This window comes from Klebsiella sp. GB_Kp047, from assembly GCF_040065235.1.
Taxonomy (GTDB): Bacteria; Pseudomonadota; Gammaproteobacteria; order Enterobacterales; family Enterobacteriaceae; genus Klebsiella; species Klebsiella quasipneumoniae.
In genome coordinates, this window is the sequence record NZ_JBEAJG010000002.1 from 34581 (window position 1) to 51736 (window position 17156).

Here is a 17156-nt window from a genome sequence, read left to right on the forward strand (position 1 = left end):
AATATGGCCGCGATTATGGATGAATCTATGGATCTTAATCAATGGAACATACTGTTACAGGCGCCATCAAAGAATGGCGTAAACATAATAAAGTGATCGGTCAGGTCAAAATAAGCTATAAAAAATTCTTACGAAAATGCAGAGAGCTCTCGCTCGCAGGAGGTAAATACAGAGAATATCAAGGACTTTGCGCCAAATATCAGTGCGCACGATTGACCGCCGTGACCCAGGGACTGGTGCCTTTCGAGGATAAACCCTTTAAGGCCTATCTTAATAAACGGATGTCAAAACGGCGCAAGCTGGATATTGCCCACGGTTCGCTGAATTTTATCGAGAAAACGTTTCAGCCCGATGTGCTGCCGCAGCTCTATAACGTGGCGGATTTTGGCCGGACGATGTTTGCTATTCCTTTGAAAAATGGCGAAAAGCTTGACGTTAAGCTGTTGGCATCGCCGTTTCAGGAGGAGGGTGAGCTGATGCTGCAGCTGTTTCTCGGCGACCGGCGCGTTTATAGCGTCTGTTTTTCCTGTACCGACGATGGCCGCGCTTATATCGGCGGAATACAGGGCGGGAAAGATATCACCAATGATGAGGTGAAGGTGCTGACCAAAGAGCTGCATGGCGCGCGGCCGAAAAATATCATCATGAGCGTGCTGTATGGTTTCCTGCGTTATTTCGGCATCACTACGGTCTACGCGATTGATTCCGATTACCACGTGAAAAGCGATCTGGTGAAAGCCAGTTATTCATCGCTGTGGCTGGAAATGGGCGGAGAGAAACAGGCTCGCGGCTGGTATAAACTGCCGGCGCAGGAGATCAAAAAAAGTCTTGAAGAGGTAAAAAGTAAACACCGCAGCCAGTTTATTAAGCGCGAAGGTGTCAAAGAGCTGATTCAGCTCGAAATGGCGAACGCTCTGCGGCAAATAACCTTGAATCCGCAGATGAATTAACGCCTTTCCCACGTCAGGCAGGCAGCAGGGGGCTGTTGTCCGCCTGACGATATCCTTTCTTTACTGGCCGCTCTCGCCGATCGGCGGCGACACCGAGTTGGTGAGCAGCGGGGCGCTGCGCCACCACACTATCAGCGCGACCAGCGCGATAACGCTCAGCACGCCGAAGGCGGTAGCAAAAGAGTAGCGCCCGGCGATAGCGCCGGTTAACGCCGGACTCATCGCCGCCCCGGCGCCCTGCATTAGCATCACCACGCTTTGTCCGGCGTTAACGTGCCCGCTGCCGCGCAGCAGCGAGACGATAAAGCTGGGCACCGCCACCCCCAAAATCCCTGCCGCCAGACCATCAAGAATTTGCACCGGGACCATCATCGCCGGGGCGTCGCTGGCGGCCGCCAGCGCCGCGCGGATGGGCATGATCAGCAGCGCCAGCAGAATGCATCGCCAGTAACCATATTTGTCGATGCTGCCGGCGACCCGGATGGCCACCGGGATCATTACCACCTGCGAAATAATCACCGTGGCGGCGGCAAACAGCCCCGGATTGAGGTGTCCCGGCGCGGCGGCGATCCGCATGCTGAGCATCGGCAACAGCGCGGCGTTGGCGAGATGGAACAGCATCAGGGTCACGCCGGCGATCAGCAGCGGCGTATGGCGGAACAGGATGGCAAACCCAGGCACAGCGGGCGTGACGGCCGACTCGAGGCCGCGGGCGGCGTCATCGTCAATATCGCTGCTGCGGATTGCCAGCAGGGCGATCAGGGTAAACAGGGTGGTACAGGCCATCAGGATGAAAATGCCGCCGATGCCCCAGTACCAGGCGATGGCCCCGGCAATCAGCGCAGTGAAGAAATTCCCCGCATGGTTGAAGGCTTCGTTTTTTCCCATCTGAGCGCTAAAGCCGCGCTGTCGGGTCAGCCCAAGGGTGATCCCGGCGATTAACGGTCCGACAAAGGCCGCGCAGATCCCGCTGGCAACCTGTGAAAGGGCCACCACGCTGGTCTTCTGACTGAACCAGAGCAGGAGGGTGGTCAGGGTGATCGCCAGGCAGACCCCGGCCAACAGCACGCGCTTATGCCGCGAGGTGTCGGTGATGAAGCCGGCGGGCAGGGTCGCCAGCAGGCCGGCCACGCCGCCGACGGTCATCAACAGGCCGATGTCCTCCGCCTGCCAGTGACGCTGGGTGAGAAAGATCCCCAGAAACGGGCCGAGGCCGTCGCGAACGTCGGCGATAAAGAAGCTGGTCAAACATAAAGCCCGCAGTGAACGAAGCGACATTTTCTTCCTTTAGCATGAACGATCCGCGGATCAGCGGCGGACCAGGGCGGTCATGGCGTGCGCCACGAATAATAGCCGGGATCGGACCCGGCAGAGAGCCTCATTCTTTATCGCACCGTTCGATGAAACCAAAATGTCACCCAGTCGTCGGGTAACGTGGCAATGCAACATACCTGCTCGTCGCGGCTTCCGCCAGAGGCCTACGAAAGTTCTGTATCAGGGCAACCGCGCCGCTCTCAGCGTTCGTCTGCCTTAACGATCTGAAGCGCGGCGGGATTCGCCACGCTGCCGCTGGCGGTGACGAACCCGGGATGGACGGCCTCGCCGCTGGCGCTGTCCACCAGCGCAATATGCGGCGTGCTGTGCAGCACCTGCTGGTGGCCCCATTCCATCAGGGCGAACAGCACCAGCGCCAGGCTACGGCTTTTTTCGGTGAGAACATATTCATAGCGCTCGCGCGCCCCCGCTTCCCGATAGGGGACTTTGCGAAGCAAGCCCATTTCGGTCATGGTTTTCAACCGGATGGTGAGCGTCTGGCGGGTAATATGGGTATGCGCCTGCATCGTTTCAAAGCGCGTCACGCCGTAAAACGCCTCGCGGAGGATCAGCAGCACCCAGCGGTCGCCCAGTATTTTGGCTCCTTCCGCCAGGCCGCACAGCTCAGGATCGAGGTAGGGCAATGATTTATTTTTTGACATCGTGAGATTGGCCTTCTACTCTGAGTTTGAAATTTAGACTTAGATGCTAAGGAGCATAGCGTGCCATTTGTTAACGTGCAAACCATTAAAGGGATCATGACCGCGGAACAGAAAAGTGAGCTGCTGCGGCGGATGACCGATCTGCTGGTGGAGATTGAGGGGCAGGGCGATCCGCAGTTCCGCCAGTCGGTGTGGATCCGCATTGATGAACATGACCCGGAGCAGTGGAGCCTGGGGGGCGTCCAGCCGACGGAAGCGATGATTGCGGCTAAATTCGCCGCGGCGCGGCGCGACTGATCCCGTGAAAAAAGCGGGCGGCGAAGCCCGGCCCGGCTATCTGGCGCAGAAGAGGGCCAGGTCGCCGGGTAATATTGCTATTCGCTATGGTGCAAAAGCGTATTTTGCGGCTAAGGTAACGGTCAGGGAACCCAACAAACAGGGCGCGATGCCAGACGACCCGCCTGGCGCCACTCTCAAACTGGTGAAAACAACGGATGTCTAGCGAACAGATGCTGCCGCTGGCGGCGCAGAACAACAATATCATCCGCCTGGCCGTCGCTCAGGCGCTGGCCGGCGCCAACTCGGTGGTGTTCTACGCCACCGGCGCTATCGTCGGCAATACTATCGCCCCCAGCCCGTCGCTGGCCACGCTGCCTATCACGCTGTTTGTGCTGGGGATGGCGGCCTCGATTCTGCCTTTCGGCGCGCTGGCGCGTAAGCGGGACCGCAAAGCCGCGTTTATGGCCGGTACCGGCGCCGGGGTGGTTACCGGTCTGGCGGCCGCTCTGGCGGTGGTGCTGGGCTCTTTTCTGCTGTTTTGTTTCGCCGCGATGCTTGGCGGCGCCTATGCCGCGGTGGCGCTCAGTTTTCGCTTTGCCGCCACCGACGGCGTCGCTCCGGAACGTCGCGCCCGCGCGCTGTCGCTGGTGATGGGCGGCGGCGTGGCCGCCGGGATCATTGGCCCGATGCTGGTCACCGGCACCATGCACCTCTGGCCGACTCATACCTTCGCCTTCACCTTCCTCGCTCAGGCGCTGGTGGCGGCGCTCGCCGCCATTCTGCTGGCAGGCGTGACGCCAGCAGAGCCCGCGGCGGCCAGCGTTCGCGGAGGGCGGCCGCTGCGCGAGATTGTCCGCCAGCCGGGCTTTGCCACCACGGTGTTCAGCGGCGCGGTGGCCTATATGGTGATGAATTTTCTGATGACCGCCGCGCCGCTCTCCATGCATATGCACGGCCTTTCCCAGCAGGCCGCCAACCTCGGGATCCAGTGGCATGTGATGGCGATGTACGGTCCGGGATTTGTCACCGGCCGGCTGATCCAGCGCTTCGGCGCAGCGCGCATGGCGGCGGCGGGATTGCTGATCACCGGCGCCTCGGTGGCGGTCGGTCTCAGCGGCGTCGGGGTGTATCATTACTGGCTGTCGCTGATTTTGCTCGGCATCGGCTGGAACTTTGGCTTCACCGGCGCCTCGGCGAAAATTATCGATTTCCACCGCCCGGAAGAGAAGACCCAGGTTCAGTCGCTCAACGATTTTCTGGTCTTCGGCGTGATGATCGTGGGTTCGTTTTCGTCCGGCGTTCTGCTCAACGCCTTCGGCTGGAACGCGGTGCTGTGGGGCTCCCTGGCGCCGGTGGGGCTGGCGCTGTTCACCCTGCTGCTGCGCCCGTTATCGCCGCCCCGCGCTTAGCGCCTGGCCTGCCGCTGCGCGGGCCCTCGTTTTGTGCTTTTTAGCTATGCATTGCTGAAATTCATCTTAACCTGCGCGCGAATAAACGTCACACACGCTACATGCTGTAGTAATCTCTACATCATGACAATGCATCTCTTGATCCTTAACCTGACGACGTCTCAAGCCACGCTGCGGATGCGTGTCTGGCGAACCCTGAAGCAGAGCGGGGCGGCGGTCCTGCGCGACGGGGTCTATCTGCTGCCCGACGTGCGCCAGGGCTATGACATTTTCCTCAGCACCTGCCAGGCGATCCGCGCGGAGGGCGGGGCCGGGTATGTGTTTACGATTGAGTCGGCGGAAGAGGAGGCGCTCAGGCCGCTATTCGATCGTCGCGAACAGTATGATGCGCTGTTGCAGGATCTGCTGGCGCTGCAGGGGGCGTTATCCGCCGACGGACTGGCGGCTCAGCTCAAACAGCTGCGTAAAATTCAGCGTGACTACCAGCGGATCGCGGCTATCGATTTTTTCCCGGGGGCCGCCCGGGAGCAGGCCGCTGAGCGACTGGCCACCCTCGAGCAGGCGATTAATCAGCGGCTATCGCCGGACGAGCCGCAGGCGGTTGCGGGCGAACTGAGCCTTCTGGATAGAGAGGCCTTTCGCGGCCGTTTGTGGGCCACCCGCCGACGCCCGTGGGTCGATCGTCTGGCCAGCGCCTGGCTAATTCAGCGCTTTATCGACCCTGATGCGCGGTTCCTGTGGCTGGCCGCGCCTGAGGACTGCCCGGCGACGGCGGTTGGTTTTGATTATGACGGGGCGCCGTTCAGCCACGTTGGCACGCGGGTGACCTTCGAAGTTCTGGTCCGGCGCTTTGCTCTGGAGGCCGCTATCCCCGACGCTCTGGGCCGGCTGATCCACTTCCTGGACGTCGGTGGGGTATCCACCCCGGAGGCGGCGGGGGTGGAAAGCATTCTTGCAGGGCTGCGGGAAACCATTACGGACGATGACCAACTGCTGGCGGCAGCCTGCTCGCTGTTCGACGGCTTACTGAAGTCCTGTGAAATGAGGTCTGGTAATCATGAGCAAAACGGTGGTTCTTCCGCAGACTGACAGCCCTTCCGTCGTCGCTTCCGTATCCTTCTGGCAGGCATTTCGCTTCTGGCTGAAGCTCGGCTTCATCAGCTTCGGCGGACCTGCCGGGCAGATCGCCATGATGCACCAGGAGCTGGTGGATAACCGACGCTGGATCTCGGAAGGGCGATTCCTGCACGCGCTCAACTTTTGTATGGTCCTGCCGGGCCCGGAGGCCCAGCAGCTGGCGACCTATATCGGCTGGCTGATGCATAAAACCTGGGGAGGCATCATCGCCGGGGTGCTGTTTATTTTGCCCTCGCTGGTGTTGCTCATCGCGCTGGCGTGGATCTACCTCGTCTGGGGAGATGTCGCGGTGGTGGCGGGGATTTTTTATGGCATCAAACCCGCCGTGGCGGCGATCGTGCTGCAGGCGGCGCACCGCATCGGCTCGCGGGCGCTGAAAAATGGCGCCTACTGGGCCATTGCCGCCGCAGCCTTTGTCGCTATTTTTGCGCTGAACGTACCTTTTCCGCTGATCGTCCTGACCGCGGCGATCGTCGGGTTTATCGGCGGACGGGTGGCGCCGGCGACCTTCGGCAAAGCCGACGCCCATCGCGCGCAGAGTCAGCCTGGCGGGGCCGCCATTATTGATGACGCGACGCCGATCCCAGCCCACGCCCTGTTCAGCTGGCGGCGCACTGCCCGGGTGCTGATCGCCGGGATACTGCTGTGGCTGGTGCCGATGGCCACCCTGGCGCTAATGCTGGGCTGGGCGCACCCGCTGACCCAGATGAGCTGGTTCTTTACCAAAGCCGCGTTGATGACTTTCGGCGGGGCGTATGCCGTCTTGCCTTACGTTTACCAGGGGGCGGTGACACACTATGGCTGGCTGAGCGCAGGGCAGATGATGGACGGCCTCGCCCTGGGGGAATCCACCCCCGGACCGTTGATCATGGTGGTGACCTTTGTCGGGTTTGTCGGCGGCTACACCAAAGCGGTGTTGGGCGTGGATGATGTGCTGCTGGGGGGCATCGCGGCGGCGTGCCTGGTGACATGGTTTACCTTTTTACCCTCGTTTATCTTTATTCTCGCCGGCGGGCCGTTTATTGAAACCACGCATAATAAAGTGGGATTTACCGCGCCGTTGACCGCCATTACCGCCGCGGTGGTGGGCGTTATCCTGAATCTGGCGCTGTTTTTTATCTGGCATAGCGTCTGGGGACCATCCGGTTTCGACCCATGGTCTGCGGCCATTGCTCTCGCCACCGCCGGGCTGCTGTTTCGCTATAAGTGGAAGCTGACCTGGGTACTGGCCGCCGCCGCCGCGGTAGGGCTTATCGTCCATATGGCGGGACTGTCCGGCGCAGGGTGAGGTCGGCTTCGGGCTGAAAAGGCGGGAGGCAGGGACGGTATGGGGAAAGGGGCCGATGCCTGGTGAAACAGTCGTCGGCCGGAAGGTGTGGTAATAGCAATGTCTCTATTTCTCAAAGCATCTATAAGACTTCGCGTTACCAAAAGCGAGCTGCGTAATTAAAATGCTTCATCTGATGTTCATCAACATATGAGCTAGTTTCATCGGTGACTACAGGATTTGTGGAGACGGTGTTACCTGAGATATATAACGGGATGCCTGCCTTATTTTTACCTGTGTAAATCCCGGCGTGATCTCCTGGCTTTTTGCCGTTAGACTGGGCGGGATAATCTACTCTTAAAACAATATCGCCAACGGCAATGTCGGAAATATTTATTATTTTTCCGTGCGCTAATGACTCCTGATAGAATTTCGCTACGCTGGCGGTTTTAGGCAGGCCGGGAATACCAGCCTGACAGCTACACCAGTAGACGAAAGCCATACACCATGGCGAGCCGGAGGGGCTACCCACGTAGTCGAGATAGGTATTTACCATCGGGCCAGAGTTGCTGTTAAGTGGTTCCTCTTTAACATTAAGCTGACTTCTTGCTGCGTTTATTAAGTCATTACCATTAGGCATGTTCTTATCCTCATCAGGTAGATTGTTAAATTGTGGATGGCAGAGAATGATTTTTTCGAGTTTCGCTCCTTATCTGGCTGAACTTTTCTGTTTTTATCTTTGAAGTATTTATTTGTTCTTGAAGTATCTATTTAATTTTGTAAGGGGAAGGCTTGTCTGATAAGCGGAAGTAATATCTCGCCTGATTTTTTTGTAATTATGCCAATCAAAATTAATAAGAAATTGATAAGCGGTTTCTGCGCCAAGTCTAAACAATTTAAGTTTGTTGGCATCGCACATACTGAAGTCTAACCAGCCAATGTCTCCAGTGTCTATGAATGATACTAGCTTATTGTAATCAGGGTTTTTTTTAATGAAATCGTAATTCATGGCATGTCTGGCGGTGTTGAACGATTGAGCAAATATATCAAGGGTGCTATTAATTTCATGACTGTGATCGTCAAGTTGCAGTTTGACACCAAATGTGGGTCTTGCTGGAATTTTTGTGGGGTTGTGAAAAACATCAATCGGAAAGTTTGACATGATGCCGCCATCAACAAAACAAGCGATAGGTGGCGGAAATCGAGTCGCTAATCTGCTTTGAAAACTAATGCCGGTATATTTTTGCCATTTCAATTGTAGATTATTATCCATATGAGGTATTTTTACCGTGTAGGGCTGAAAAACAAAAGGGATAGACATAGAGCAGCGGCAGAACACCGCGGGATTTACATCGTTCGTTTTTTCCCAGTATAGTTCTGCCATGACAGGAAGTTCAACTTTATATTCGGTGGCTAAATCTGCTGTTATCAGGCATAAATAGTCATGATTTACATCCAGTTCATCAAGGGATTGTTTACCTTCAAGTTGGGATGATTTATCAATGCTGGTGCTTCTAAGCTTCCATCCGTATGGAGTCGTCGCCATTCTTTTTCTAAGATCGTTTACTGTATAAATATTAAAAGATGATAGCTGTTTTTTAAGCCAGGACTCAAATTCATCGCCTCTATTAAGTCCTTGCATTATTTTTAAGTTGTCCGTTGTCGTAAGAAACCTTAAAAATGCACTAAAATATTTAAACCCTGACTTGTTTTTAGAGTTCATTAAGCCTGTGGCGGTATCCATAAATTTCTTTGGGTCATAATCTCCGTCCTTTTTCCCATCAATAAATGTATTTATTGGCATGTTGGCGATCATATCTATTAGGCGTTCGCTTTTTTCTTTCTCAGGTACATCTATGGCAGATAATAACAAGGCGGCAATTGAACCGGCTGACGTGCCTGCGATACCAATGAATCTTATCCCTGCTTGCTCTAAAATATATATGTAACCTACAAGGGCTAATCCGAGGACGCCGCCACCCTCCATTACCAGATCAACGTATTGATGGCCATTTTCATCAATAGTGTCACTGAATTCTTTATTGGACAGGGCGGTGGCTTTATTTTTTATTTCTTCAACTTCTTTTAGGTAGCTATTCACGGATAATGACATTTTAATTTCCTTAGCAACGGATCTGATCATTGTTGATCATACAAGGGAATTTATTGGCCGTTATCAGAAGACCTCTTTTTTGCTCAAAGAGAAAATTGAGAAAATGCTGTGAACAATTTTTAACGGCCGTCTCGTCAACTACAGAAAAGTATAACGGAGGAAACAGAGACGCCACTCATTCATATGAATGAGTGGCGTAAAAAAACTCGCCGTGCGGGCAGGGGAAGAGAGACGGGCCCGCTCCGCGTTAGCCCGCACGCGGAGCGGGGGCGATCAGGTCGCGGGGCTTTCGCGGGTGGCCCGCGCCAGCGGGTTGCTGTCCAGCTCCAGCTGGTCGCGCAGCGCCCAGCCGCGCAGCTTGCCGGGGTTAAGCAATCCTGCCGGGTCGAGAGATTGTTTAACCGCCACCACGTCAGGGCGGATAACCCCCTGTTTGCCGTCCTCAACCTGCAGTACGTGGGGATTGTTAATTTTGACGTCGTTATCGCGAAATATCTGCATGATCGCGTTGAGACGTTCGGGCGTGGTATAGCGCACCAGCTGCAGACCGCTGGCGGTAAGGTTGCCTTCGATATCGCGCAGAAATTCAATATGGGACATTACCTCCCCGGCGAAATGCTGCTCCATCTGTAAAATTTGCTGCGGATAGCGCAGCGGATCAAACGCCGTCTGTAGATAGGTCAGCGTATTGTCCACCTTGAGCGCATGCAGGGTGGTGTGGTTCCAGCAGTATTCCATTAACGAGGCGTTTTGCGTCCGGGCCTCGTCGCTGGCCTGACGGATGGCGTTGTTCCCGCGATGGCGCGGTAACAGGCTGGCGCAGAGTCCTTCGCTCTCCACGGCGATCAGGCTGATAACCGCATGCTGGCCGGCGCGGTAACGATCGTTCAGGTGGCTAAAATAATCGGCGATCGGCGTGGCCAGCAGCGCCACCTGGCGCTTCACCAGTCCCGGGGAGCGGACGCAGGCGTTGGCATAGTTCAGCGCATCGGTGAAATCGTCAAACACGTCCAGGCGTTCTATCCACTGGTGCGCGGGAGCCAGCGCCAGCTCAACCTCGAGAATGATGCCGTTGGTGCCGTAGGCGTGATGCAGCAGCAGCGCTTCGGGAGCCGGGACGGTCAGTACGCGAGGGACCGGCTCGACGGTCATCACTTTGACGCTGAGCACATTGCCGGGCGCCGCCAGCGGCCCATAGTTGATGGAGCCGATGCCGCCGAACCCGCCGCCGTAGAGGCCGCCCAGGCTCGCCAGGCGATAGGTCGACGGCATACAGCGCAGCTCCCAGCCCGTCGGGCGGGCGGCGGTTTCGATGTCCGCCAGGCGAATGCCGGCCTGGGCTCTCACCGTGCCGTTGCCGAGGGCGACGATCTGGTTGAGCCCGGTCATATCCACCAGCATCCCGCCTTCGAGGGGGACCAGTTGGCCGTAGTTGCCGGTGGCGCTTCCGCGCAGGGTCAGCGGCAGCTGGTGCTGCGCGCAGGAGGAGACCAGTTGCCGCAGCTCCTCTTCATCGCGCGGGCGAACCACCGCGTCCGCCTGTTTTCCCGCCAGCTGCTCGGTGAGCACCGGACTGAACCAGTGAAAATCGCGGGAAAGCCGTTTGAGTTTCGCCGGCTGCAGGGTCCACTCCAGCGCTGGGAGTGCCTGCTGGATCGCCGCTATCGCTTGTTGACGCTGTTCATCAGTCATCATTCTTTTTCCTGTTCGTCAGCAGAACATTAATGAGATTGCACGGATTCGCTTTCATGCCAGGCGCTGAGCGCCCGACGCGAGACCCAGGACATCACGCCGAACAGCGCAATCCCGGCGAGAGAGATCAGCAGCAGCGCGGCAAACATCAGCGGGATATCCAGCTGATAGCCGGCCTGCAGGATCTGATAGGCCAGCCCGGTATTGGTCCCGCCAGTGCCGGCGACAAACTCCGCTACCACCGCGCCAATCAGCGACAGCCCGCTGGAAATACGCAGCGCGCCGAAGAAATAGGGCAGCGCCGAGGGGATACGCAGTCGCACCAGCGTTTGCCAGCGGCTGGCGTGATTGAGGCGGAAATAGCTCAGCAGGCCGGGAGAGACGCTGCGCAGTCCCTGGGTGGTATTGGAGATGATGGGGAAGACCGCCATCAGGATGGCGCACACCACCAGCGAGAGGGTGGCGTCCTTCACCCAGATGATGATCAGCGGGGCGATGGCGACGATCGGCGTCACCTGCAAAAACACGATGTAGGGAAACAGGGCGGTTTCCACAAACCGGTTCTGCACCAGGATAAACGCCACGGCGGCGCCGATGACAATCGACAGCAGAAACGAGATCAGGGTGATCTTAAGGGTAAACAGCAGCGCCAGCAGCAGCGGCGTGAGATGCGTCCACAGGCTGTCCAGCATCACCAGCGGCGACGGCACCAGAAAGGCCGGGATGCGGAAATAGCTTACCGCGCCCTGCCACAGGAGCACCACCGCCACCGCGACGAGGGTCGGATAGAGAATTTTGAGAAAACGCGGATGCTGGATCCACGGCGTTGCGGTTGTGGTTTTCATATTATGGCTCCATACCAGACTGGCTGGCCTGCAACAGACTGTCCTGCAGCTGACGGGCATACAGGGAAAAGGCCGGACTGACGCGGAACGCCTCGCTGCGCGGGAACGGCTCCCGGATGGCGATATCTTCCACCACCCGTCCGGGACGGGCCGCCATCATGATCACCCGCTGCGAGAGAAACACCGCTTCGTGGATCGAGTGGGTGACGAAGACCACCGTCAGGTTCTGCTCCTGCCACAGACGCAGCAGATCGCTGTCGAGCTTGTTGCGCGTAATTTCATCCAGCGCGCCGAAGGGCTCATCCATCAGCAGCAGCTTTGGCCGGGTGACCAGACCGCGGGCGATGGAGACGCGCATTTGCATGCCGCCGGAGAGTTCGCGCGGCAGGACGTCGGCGAACTTGCCCAGCCCCACCAGTTCAAGGACTTCACTCACCCGGGTATTACCTTCCGCGCGCGGCACGCCGGCCAGATCCAGCGGCAGCCTGACGTTATTGCGCACGCTGCTCCACGGCATCAGGGTGGCTTCCTGGAAGACAAACGAGAGCGGATGCTGGGCCTTTTCCCGGCTGTCGCGCCGCCACAGCATCAGCTTGCCGTCGCTGGGCTCCACCAGGCCGGCGACCATCTTCAGCAGCGTACTTTTACCGCAGCCGGACGGACCGAGCAGGGTAATGAACTCCCCCTGATTGATGGTCAGGTTGACGGGCAGCAGCGCCCGGGTGCCGTTGCTGTAGATCTTCTCCGCCGACAGCACCTCAATGGCCGGCGTGGCGGAGGCGGGCGTAAAGCGGGTGTCGCTCATCACGGTCAGTTTCGGGGCGGTATTCATGGCATCACTCCGGCGTCTTTGACCATCTCCAGGGTGTAAGTCTGCTCAAACGGCACCTTGCTGGCGTCGATCAGTTTGTTTTTCACCAGCATGTCCCAGGTTTTTTTCAGCCGCGGCTCGGTGATGATGCCGATGCCGCCGGTCTTAGCATCGCCGCCGGTCACCAGCTGGTAGTGCTTCATCTGGGCAATGCCAAAGGCGATCTGCTCGGCGCCCATTTGTGGATTCGCTTTGCCGATCAGGTTGTTGCCGGGGGTGGGATTCTGCAGGTAGCTTTTCCAGCCCTCCATGGAGGCTTTGACGAAGGCCGCCACCGCCGCCGGACGTTTGCGGATGGTGTCCGCCATACAGATGATCGAGTTGCCGTAGGGCGGGTAGCCCCAGTCGCTGAGCGGATAGACATAGAACGGCTGCCCGCCTTTGGCGACGGAGAACGGCTCGGAGGTGACGTAGCCCTGCTGCACCAGATTTTTATCGGCGAGGAACGGCTGGACGTTAAAGGTATAGGGGCGCACTTTGCTGCCAGCCAGACCCAGCTCGCTCTTCGCCCACGGCCAGAAGGAGGTATAGGCCTCGGTGGCGAGCAGGAAGGTTTTGTCTTTAAGCTCAGCCGGGTTGCTTACTTTGTCATGGGTGATAAACACCGTCGGCGAGTGCTGGAACACGGTGGCGACGGTTACCGCATGCACCCCGGCCTGCCAGGTCTCCAGCGCCTGGCCGTTGTCGCCAAGGGTGCAGTCCGCCTGACCGGCCGCCATCAGCTGCATAACGTTGATCTGCGGGCCGCCCATTTTAATTTCGACATCGAGACCGGCGTGTTGGTACAGCCCGGTGGCCTGGGCCTGGTAAAACCCGCCGTGCTCCGCCTGGGCATACCAGTTGGTGAGAAACGTAAACTTCTCCGCCGCGAAGGAGGAGGCTGAGGTGGCGAGGGCGGTCACGGTCAGCAGGGTAAAAACGGGCGTCGATCTGGTATTCATCAGGGCTCCTTGGAATCAGCAGCGAAAGAGGGGGGGAGGGACTGGACAAAGCCATGCCAGTGCTGTTTGCCCCAGGTCGGTTCGCGACGTTCGACCCAGGCCATGCGGTGGATCTCGATGATTGCCTGCGCCCAGCTGGCGGCGAGGGAGTCGAGCAGCCCTTCGCCTTGCTCCCGCGTCGCCGGGGTCGGGTCGCCAATCACCCCGCTGGGGCCAAAGTCATACGCTGCCCATGCCGCCGCCGGGCGGCCTTTCGACAGGGTCGGGCAGGGGAATTCCGGCGGGAAGTTGGCGACCGCCCGCTCCATATGAACGCACTCCGGCGCCAGCGCCAGCATCAGCGCCGTTTCGCTATGGCCGGCGTGCATCGCCATCCGCTGTTCATGCGGGCTGAGAAACTGTTTTTCGCAGTTAGGCACGTTGAACACATCGTGCGGGATGGCGATAAAATCCCCGTGGCGCAGGCGCATTTCCCGGCAGGCGATCTGCAGGATCTGCGGCTGGCCGCCGTGGCCGTTGATCATCAGCAGCTTGCGAAAACCGGCCCGATAGAGAGATTCGGCGATCTCCAGCAGCGTATGCAGCAGCGTATCGCCGCTGAGGGTCAGGGTGCCGGGAAAATGCAGATGCTCCTCTGACTTACCGTAGACGATCGGCGGGATGGCGTAGGCCGGGATCGCCGCCGGTAGCCGGGCGAGGGCATGGCCCGCCACGCCGGAAGATATCACGCTGTCCACCGAGCAGGGCAGATGCGGGCCGTGCTGTTCGATCGCCCCGGTAGGGAGGACGATAACCGTATTGCTTTTATCTGGCAGGGCGGCCACGTCCGTCCAGCTCAGAAAAGGGAGAAAGCGCGCTGCAGGAATGTAACCGTTAATCATCGCGGTGCCTCGGAGTGAATTGGCTGGGGTAACCAGACGGTTGCTTCGACTTCAATCAATACCGTGGCGTCGGGCAGCATTTCGCTGACCTGCACCACGGTGGAAACGGGCGGCTGGCCGGGATAAAACAGCTTTCTGACCCGGCTGTAATAAGGAAAATGGTCAAGGTTGCGAAAGTACTGCACCAGCTTGATAACGTCGCTCATCTGCCCTCCCGCGGACTCCACGGTGCGGCGGATGCTTTCCAGGACGTACCAGCTCTGGGCGAGTATCGGCCCCTGTTTCGCATCGGTTGAAAATTCGCCGGTCGCCCCCAGCAGCTCCCGCACCGGCTCAGGCACATCCTGAAAGCCGTTGACGATGGTGCCGGTCAGGGGATTGACCGGAATAATGCCGGAGAGAAAGATAAAATCGCCGGCTCTGCGCCAGGCGGCATACCGCGCCAGCGGCGCCCCCGCGCCTGCTTCAAGACTCATGTGCCATCTCCTCCTGCCACACGCGCCGGTGGGTTAACCTGCCGTGGTTAACCACCAGACGGGCGGCGCTGTTTAAAGGCCAGGTAAAACGGTCGCTACCCGGGAAAATCACCACGCTGGCCGCCGCCCCGACGGCAAAGGGCGCCGCGTCTGCCGGCGAACCGGTTAGCGCCGCGCGATCGCAGATCAGCCGCGACTGCCGGTCGAACGGGTCGCTAAGCTGGGCGCTGAACAGGCCGCAGGCCAGGGTGTCCAGCGGGTCGTAGCTTCCCGCCGGACAAAAAGCGTCCTGCACGTTGTCGCACCCAAGCAGGGTGGCCACGCCGGCGGCCTGCGCCTCGTGCAGCAGGGTGATCCCCCGCTGGCGCGGCGTGCGGCCGAACGTCGCATCCTGCAGCAGCAGGTTGGTCATCGGCAGGGCGATAAGGGTGACGCCGTACGCCGCCAGCTGACGCAGGATTTGCGCCGCCTGCGCGTCGCTGCCGGCGGCCAGCGCGCAGCCGTGGCTGCAGCAGATATGTCCGGGGAAAGGGTGGCGGGAGAGATGATCCGCCAACCAGGTCAGCCCCTGAGACACCTCGCTGAGCTCCTCATCGATATGCAAATCCAGATCCAGTTTCCAGCGGGCTGCGCTATGCAGCAGGTTTGCCATGGCGGCGGCGTCCCAGTTGGAGGAGTGGATGAAGCCGCCCAGCAGGCAGCGCTCCCCGCTGTTGGCGACCGCACGGGCAATGGCCTCGGCATCCGCCGGATCCTGAAACAGGGGCAGCGGGACCAGCGCCACCCGCTCCAGGGTGATGCCGCCGGTATCGAGGCGGGCGATCTCCTGCCAGGCGTCCGGCGCGTCGGCGGTAAACCAGTCGATATGGCTGCGCAAATGGGTCACGCCATTCGCTGCCGCCCGGGCCAGCGCGGCGGACGCCCGACGTTGAATATCCGCCCCGGTCCAGTGTCGGCGATCCTCATGCATGGCGTGGATCGCCGGCAGCAGCCCGGCCTGCGCCGGACGGCAGCGTTCAATGGTAAAGGTTTTATCCAGATGGGCATGGGGTTCCACCAGACCGGGGAGCGTCAGGGCCCCCGCCAGGTCCCACAGGCCGGGAGTCGGCTGGTCGGTTGGGGTCAATGCGGCGATCCGGCCATCGCGAAAGACCAGGTCCGCCAGCAGCGGTTCACCGTTGGCCTGCGTCGGCCAGCCGTCGGGCAGCGCCCAGGCCGGGAGTCGGGCGCGGCTGATACCGATGAGCGGCGCGCAAGAGGAGGAGAATGTCATCGTCAGTCTCCTCACAGATCCAAAACCAGACCCGGCGATTTCGCCCGCGAACAGCAGAGCGTGATCTGGTCGTTGCCAGCTTTCTCTTCCGCCGTCAGCACGCTGTCCCGGTGCTCGGGGATCCCGTCGAGGACCCCGGTAATACATGACCCGCACATTCCCTGTTCGCAGGAGAGCATGACCTCCACCCCGGCGTGCTGTAATACCTGAGCAATGGTTTGATCCGCGGCGACCTGCAGACGCTGCCCGCTGGAGGCCAGCTCAATATAAAAAGCGTTTTTCGCCGCAGTATTATTTTCCGCCGCGGGAGTGAAGCGCTCGAATACAAATTGCGACGGCGACCAGCGATATTCATCCATGACCGACCGCAGTCGCTGAATAAAGCCCTCCGGGCCGCAGGCCACCACCGCGGTATCAGGATCGGGCGCGGTTAAGCATGGGGGGATCTGCTGGCGAAACGACTCGCCTTCCTCGCTGCAGTGAATCGCCACCGTGCCGCTCGCGGCCAGCTGAGCCAGGCGCGGGGAGAAGGCGGTCTGGCGCGAGCTGGCGACATAATAATGCAGCTCCAGCTCACCCTTTCTGGCGGCAATCGCGTCAGCCATCGCCAGCAACGGCGTGATGCCGATACCGCCGGCAAACAGCAGGTAGCGCCCGGCTTGCGGCAGGGGGAAATGGTTGCGCGGCTGCGAAATGGAGAGCCGATCGCCGGCTTTGAGCTGCTGGTGCAAATAGCGTGAGCCGCCGGTGGAAGCGTCCGCCAGCCTGACGCAAACTTCATAGCGATTTCCGCGGTCAGGCATGCCGCACAGGGAATATTGCCGCGGGCCAACGCCGGGAATAATAATATCGATATGCGCCCCGGCGGAGTAGGCCGGTAATATTTCCCCGGCCGCTGCCTGCAATATTAAAGACAGATTTCCCTCGCCGTTAGGCCGTATTTCCCCGACCGAGACCGAAATAAAATCGTGGCTGTGCATTACCGTTTACTCTCCCTCATTCCGCTGTCTGCAGGGCGGCCAGGGTCGGCGAAGAGATAACTCCCC

17 protein-coding genes are annotated in these 17156 nt (G+C 59.2%); 5 read left to right on the top strand and 12 right to left on the bottom strand.

Annotation, left to right across the window (positions count from 1 at the left end):
- The first annotated feature begins 41 nt into the window (after nucleotides 1-41).
- Nucleotides 42-950, top strand: a complete 909-nt coding sequence (locus tag ABLV76_RS02305) for a DUF535 family protein (RefSeq protein ID WP_004202981.1) — start codon at nucleotides 42-44, stop codon at nucleotides 948-950.
- Between the two features lie 60 nt (nucleotides 951-1010).
- Here ABLV76_RS02305 and ABLV76_RS02310 read toward each other — a convergent pair whose 3' ends face one another.
- Nucleotides 1011-2228 carry an MFS transporter gene (locus tag ABLV76_RS02310; protein WP_004202979.1) on the bottom strand — a complete coding sequence of 406 codons (1218 nt, stop codon included), beginning with the start codon at nucleotides 2226-2228 and terminating at the stop codon, nucleotides 1011-1013.
- 236 nt (nucleotides 2229-2464) lie between these two features.
- On the bottom strand, nucleotides 2465-2926 hold the full coding sequence (locus ABLV76_RS02315) for a helix-turn-helix domain-containing protein (protein WP_048324517.1): 462 nt from the start codon (nucleotides 2924-2926) through the stop codon (nucleotides 2465-2467).
- 60 nt (nucleotides 2927-2986) lie between these two features.
- On the opposite strand from ABLV76_RS02315, the gene ABLV76_RS02320 reads away from it, so the two are divergent.
- From ABLV76_RS02320 to chrA, 4 genes are all read left to right on the top strand, one after another.
- The gene (locus tag ABLV76_RS02320; RefSeq protein ID WP_049003323.1) at nucleotides 2987-3223 is read left to right on the top strand and encodes a tautomerase family protein; all 237 of its coding nucleotides are present in this window, start codon (nucleotides 2987-2989) and stop codon (nucleotides 3221-3223) included.
- A 197-nt stretch (nucleotides 3224-3420) separates the two neighbouring features.
- The gene (locus ABLV76_RS02325; protein ID WP_228290302.1) at nucleotides 3421-4614 is read left to right on the top strand and encodes an MFS transporter; all 1194 of its coding nucleotides are present in this window, start codon (nucleotides 3421-3423) and stop codon (nucleotides 4612-4614) included.
- A 129-nt stretch (nucleotides 4615-4743) separates the two neighbouring features.
- Nucleotides 4744-5703, top strand: a complete 960-nt coding sequence (locus ABLV76_RS02330; protein WP_077268162.1) for a chromate resistance protein ChrB domain-containing protein — start codon at nucleotides 4744-4746, stop codon at nucleotides 5701-5703.
- Nucleotides 5672-7039: a chromate efflux transporter gene (gene chrA / locus ABLV76_RS02335; RefSeq protein ID WP_155009017.1), complete on the top strand. Its 1368-nt coding sequence runs from the start codon at nucleotides 5672-5674 to the stop codon at nucleotides 7037-7039. Before ABLV76_RS02330 ends, chrA begins: the two co-directional genes overlap by 32 nt.
- Nucleotides 7040-7175: 136 nt before the next feature.
- Here the strand turns inward: chrA and ABLV76_RS02340 are convergent, their stop codons facing one another.
- The 10 genes from ABLV76_RS02340 to ABLV76_RS02385 form a co-directional block, all read right to left on the bottom strand.
- On the bottom strand, nucleotides 7176-7658 hold the full coding sequence (locus ABLV76_RS02340; RefSeq protein WP_004202969.1) for a hypothetical protein: 483 nt from the start codon (nucleotides 7656-7658) through the stop codon (nucleotides 7176-7178).
- Between the two features lie 108 nt (nucleotides 7659-7766).
- Nucleotides 7767-9131, bottom strand: a complete 1365-nt coding sequence (locus tag ABLV76_RS02345; RefSeq protein WP_004202968.1) for a patatin-like phospholipase family protein — start codon at nucleotides 9129-9131, stop codon at nucleotides 7767-7769.
- A gap of 273 nt (nucleotides 9132-9404) precedes the next feature.
- The gene (locus tag ABLV76_RS02350) at nucleotides 9405-10826 is read right to left on the bottom strand and encodes an FAD-binding oxidoreductase (RefSeq protein ID WP_348878162.1); all 1422 of its coding nucleotides are present in this window, start codon (nucleotides 10824-10826) and stop codon (nucleotides 9405-9407) included.
- 26 nt (nucleotides 10827-10852) lie between these two features.
- Nucleotides 10853-11668 (bottom strand): ABC transporter permease, encoded by an 816-nt coding sequence (locus ABLV76_RS02355; RefSeq protein ID WP_348878163.1) that lies wholly within the window; start codon nucleotides 11666-11668, stop codon nucleotides 10853-10855.
- A gap of 1 nt (nucleotide 11669) precedes the next feature.
- The gene (locus tag ABLV76_RS02360) at nucleotides 11670-12500 is read right to left on the bottom strand and encodes an ABC transporter ATP-binding protein (RefSeq protein ID WP_032431880.1); all 831 of its coding nucleotides are present in this window, start codon (nucleotides 12498-12500) and stop codon (nucleotides 11670-11672) included.
- Nucleotides 12497-13480 carry an ABC transporter substrate-binding protein gene (locus tag ABLV76_RS02365; RefSeq protein ID WP_116397436.1) on the bottom strand — a complete coding sequence of 328 codons (984 nt, stop codon included), beginning with the start codon at nucleotides 13478-13480 and terminating at the stop codon, nucleotides 12497-12499. The genes ABLV76_RS02360 and ABLV76_RS02365 overlap by 4 nt, the downstream gene beginning before the upstream one ends.
- Nucleotides 13480-14361 (bottom strand): creatininase family protein, encoded by an 882-nt coding sequence (locus ABLV76_RS02370; protein WP_023318467.1) that lies wholly within the window; start codon nucleotides 14359-14361, stop codon nucleotides 13480-13482. The genes ABLV76_RS02365 and ABLV76_RS02370 overlap by 1 nt, the downstream gene beginning before the upstream one ends.
- Nucleotides 14358-14837: a RidA family protein gene (locus ABLV76_RS02375; protein WP_048324511.1), complete on the bottom strand. Its 480-nt coding sequence runs from the start codon at nucleotides 14835-14837 to the stop codon at nucleotides 14358-14360. The genes ABLV76_RS02370 and ABLV76_RS02375 overlap by 4 nt, the downstream gene beginning before the upstream one ends.
- On the bottom strand, nucleotides 14827-16110 hold the full coding sequence (locus tag ABLV76_RS02380; RefSeq protein ID WP_064177734.1) for an amidohydrolase family protein: 1284 nt from the start codon (nucleotides 16108-16110) through the stop codon (nucleotides 14827-14829). Before ABLV76_RS02380 ends, ABLV76_RS02375 begins: the two co-directional genes overlap by 11 nt.
- Nucleotides 16111-16121: 11 nt before the next feature.
- Nucleotides 16122-17090 (bottom strand): PDR/VanB family oxidoreductase, encoded by a 969-nt coding sequence (locus ABLV76_RS02385; RefSeq protein WP_004202954.1) that lies wholly within the window; start codon nucleotides 17088-17090, stop codon nucleotides 16122-16124.
- Between the last annotated feature and the right edge of the window lie 66 nt (nucleotides 17091-17156).

Excerpts from the sequence above, each read along its gene's own strand:
- ABLV76_RS02305 (WP_004202981.1), top strand. The coding sequence starts at position 42 with ATGGAACATACTGTTACAGGCGCCATCAAAGAATGGCGTAAACATAAT.
- ABLV76_RS02310 (WP_004202979.1), bottom strand. The coding sequence starts at position 2,228 with ATGTCGCTTCGTTCACTGCGGGCTTTATGTTTGACCAGCTTCTTTATC.
- ABLV76_RS02315 (WP_048324517.1), bottom strand. The coding sequence starts at position 2,926 with ATGTCAAAAAATAAATCATTGCCCTACCTCGATCCTGAGCTGTGCGGC.
- ABLV76_RS02325 (WP_228290302.1), top strand. The coding sequence starts at position 3,421 with ATGTCTAGCGAACAGATGCTGCCGCTGGCGGCGCAGAACAACAATATC.
- ABLV76_RS02330 (WP_077268162.1), top strand. The coding sequence starts at position 4,744 with ATGCATCTCTTGATCCTTAACCTGACGACGTCTCAAGCCACGCTGCGG.
- chrA (WP_155009017.1), top strand. The coding sequence starts at position 5,672 with ATGAGCAAAACGGTGGTTCTTCCGCAGACTGACAGCCCTTCCGTCGTC.
- ABLV76_RS02340 (WP_004202969.1), bottom strand. The coding sequence starts at position 7,658 with ATGCCTAATGGTAATGACTTAATAAACGCAGCAAGAAGTCAGCTTAAT.
- ABLV76_RS02345 (WP_004202968.1), bottom strand. The coding sequence starts at position 9,131 with ATGTCATTATCCGTGAATAGCTACCTAAAAGAAGTTGAAGAAATAAAA.
- ABLV76_RS02350 (WP_348878162.1), bottom strand. The coding sequence starts at position 10,826 with ATGATGACTGATGAACAGCGTCAACAAGCGATAGCGGCGATCCAGCAG.
- ABLV76_RS02355 (WP_348878163.1), bottom strand. The coding sequence starts at position 11,668 with ATGAAAACCACAACCGCAACGCCGTGGATCCAGCATCCGCGTTTTCTC.
- ABLV76_RS02360 (WP_032431880.1), bottom strand. The coding sequence starts at position 12,500 with ATGAATACCGCCCCGAAACTGACCGTGATGAGCGACACCCGCTTTACG.
- ABLV76_RS02365 (WP_116397436.1), bottom strand. The coding sequence starts at position 13,480 with ATGAATACCAGATCGACGCCCGTTTTTACCCTGCTGACCGTGACCGCC.
- ABLV76_RS02370 (WP_023318467.1), bottom strand. The coding sequence starts at position 14,361 with ATGATTAACGGTTACATTCCTGCAGCGCGCTTTCTCCCTTTTCTGAGC.
- ABLV76_RS02375 (WP_048324511.1), bottom strand. The coding sequence starts at position 14,837 with ATGAGTCTTGAAGCAGGCGCGGGGGCGCCGCTGGCGCGGTATGCCGCC.
- ABLV76_RS02380 (WP_064177734.1), bottom strand. The coding sequence starts at position 16,110 with ATGACATTCTCCTCCTCTTGCGCGCCGCTCATCGGTATCAGCCGCGCC.
- ABLV76_RS02385 (WP_004202954.1), bottom strand. The coding sequence starts at position 17,090 with ATGCACAGCCACGATTTTATTTCGGTCTCGGTCGGGGAAATACGGCCT.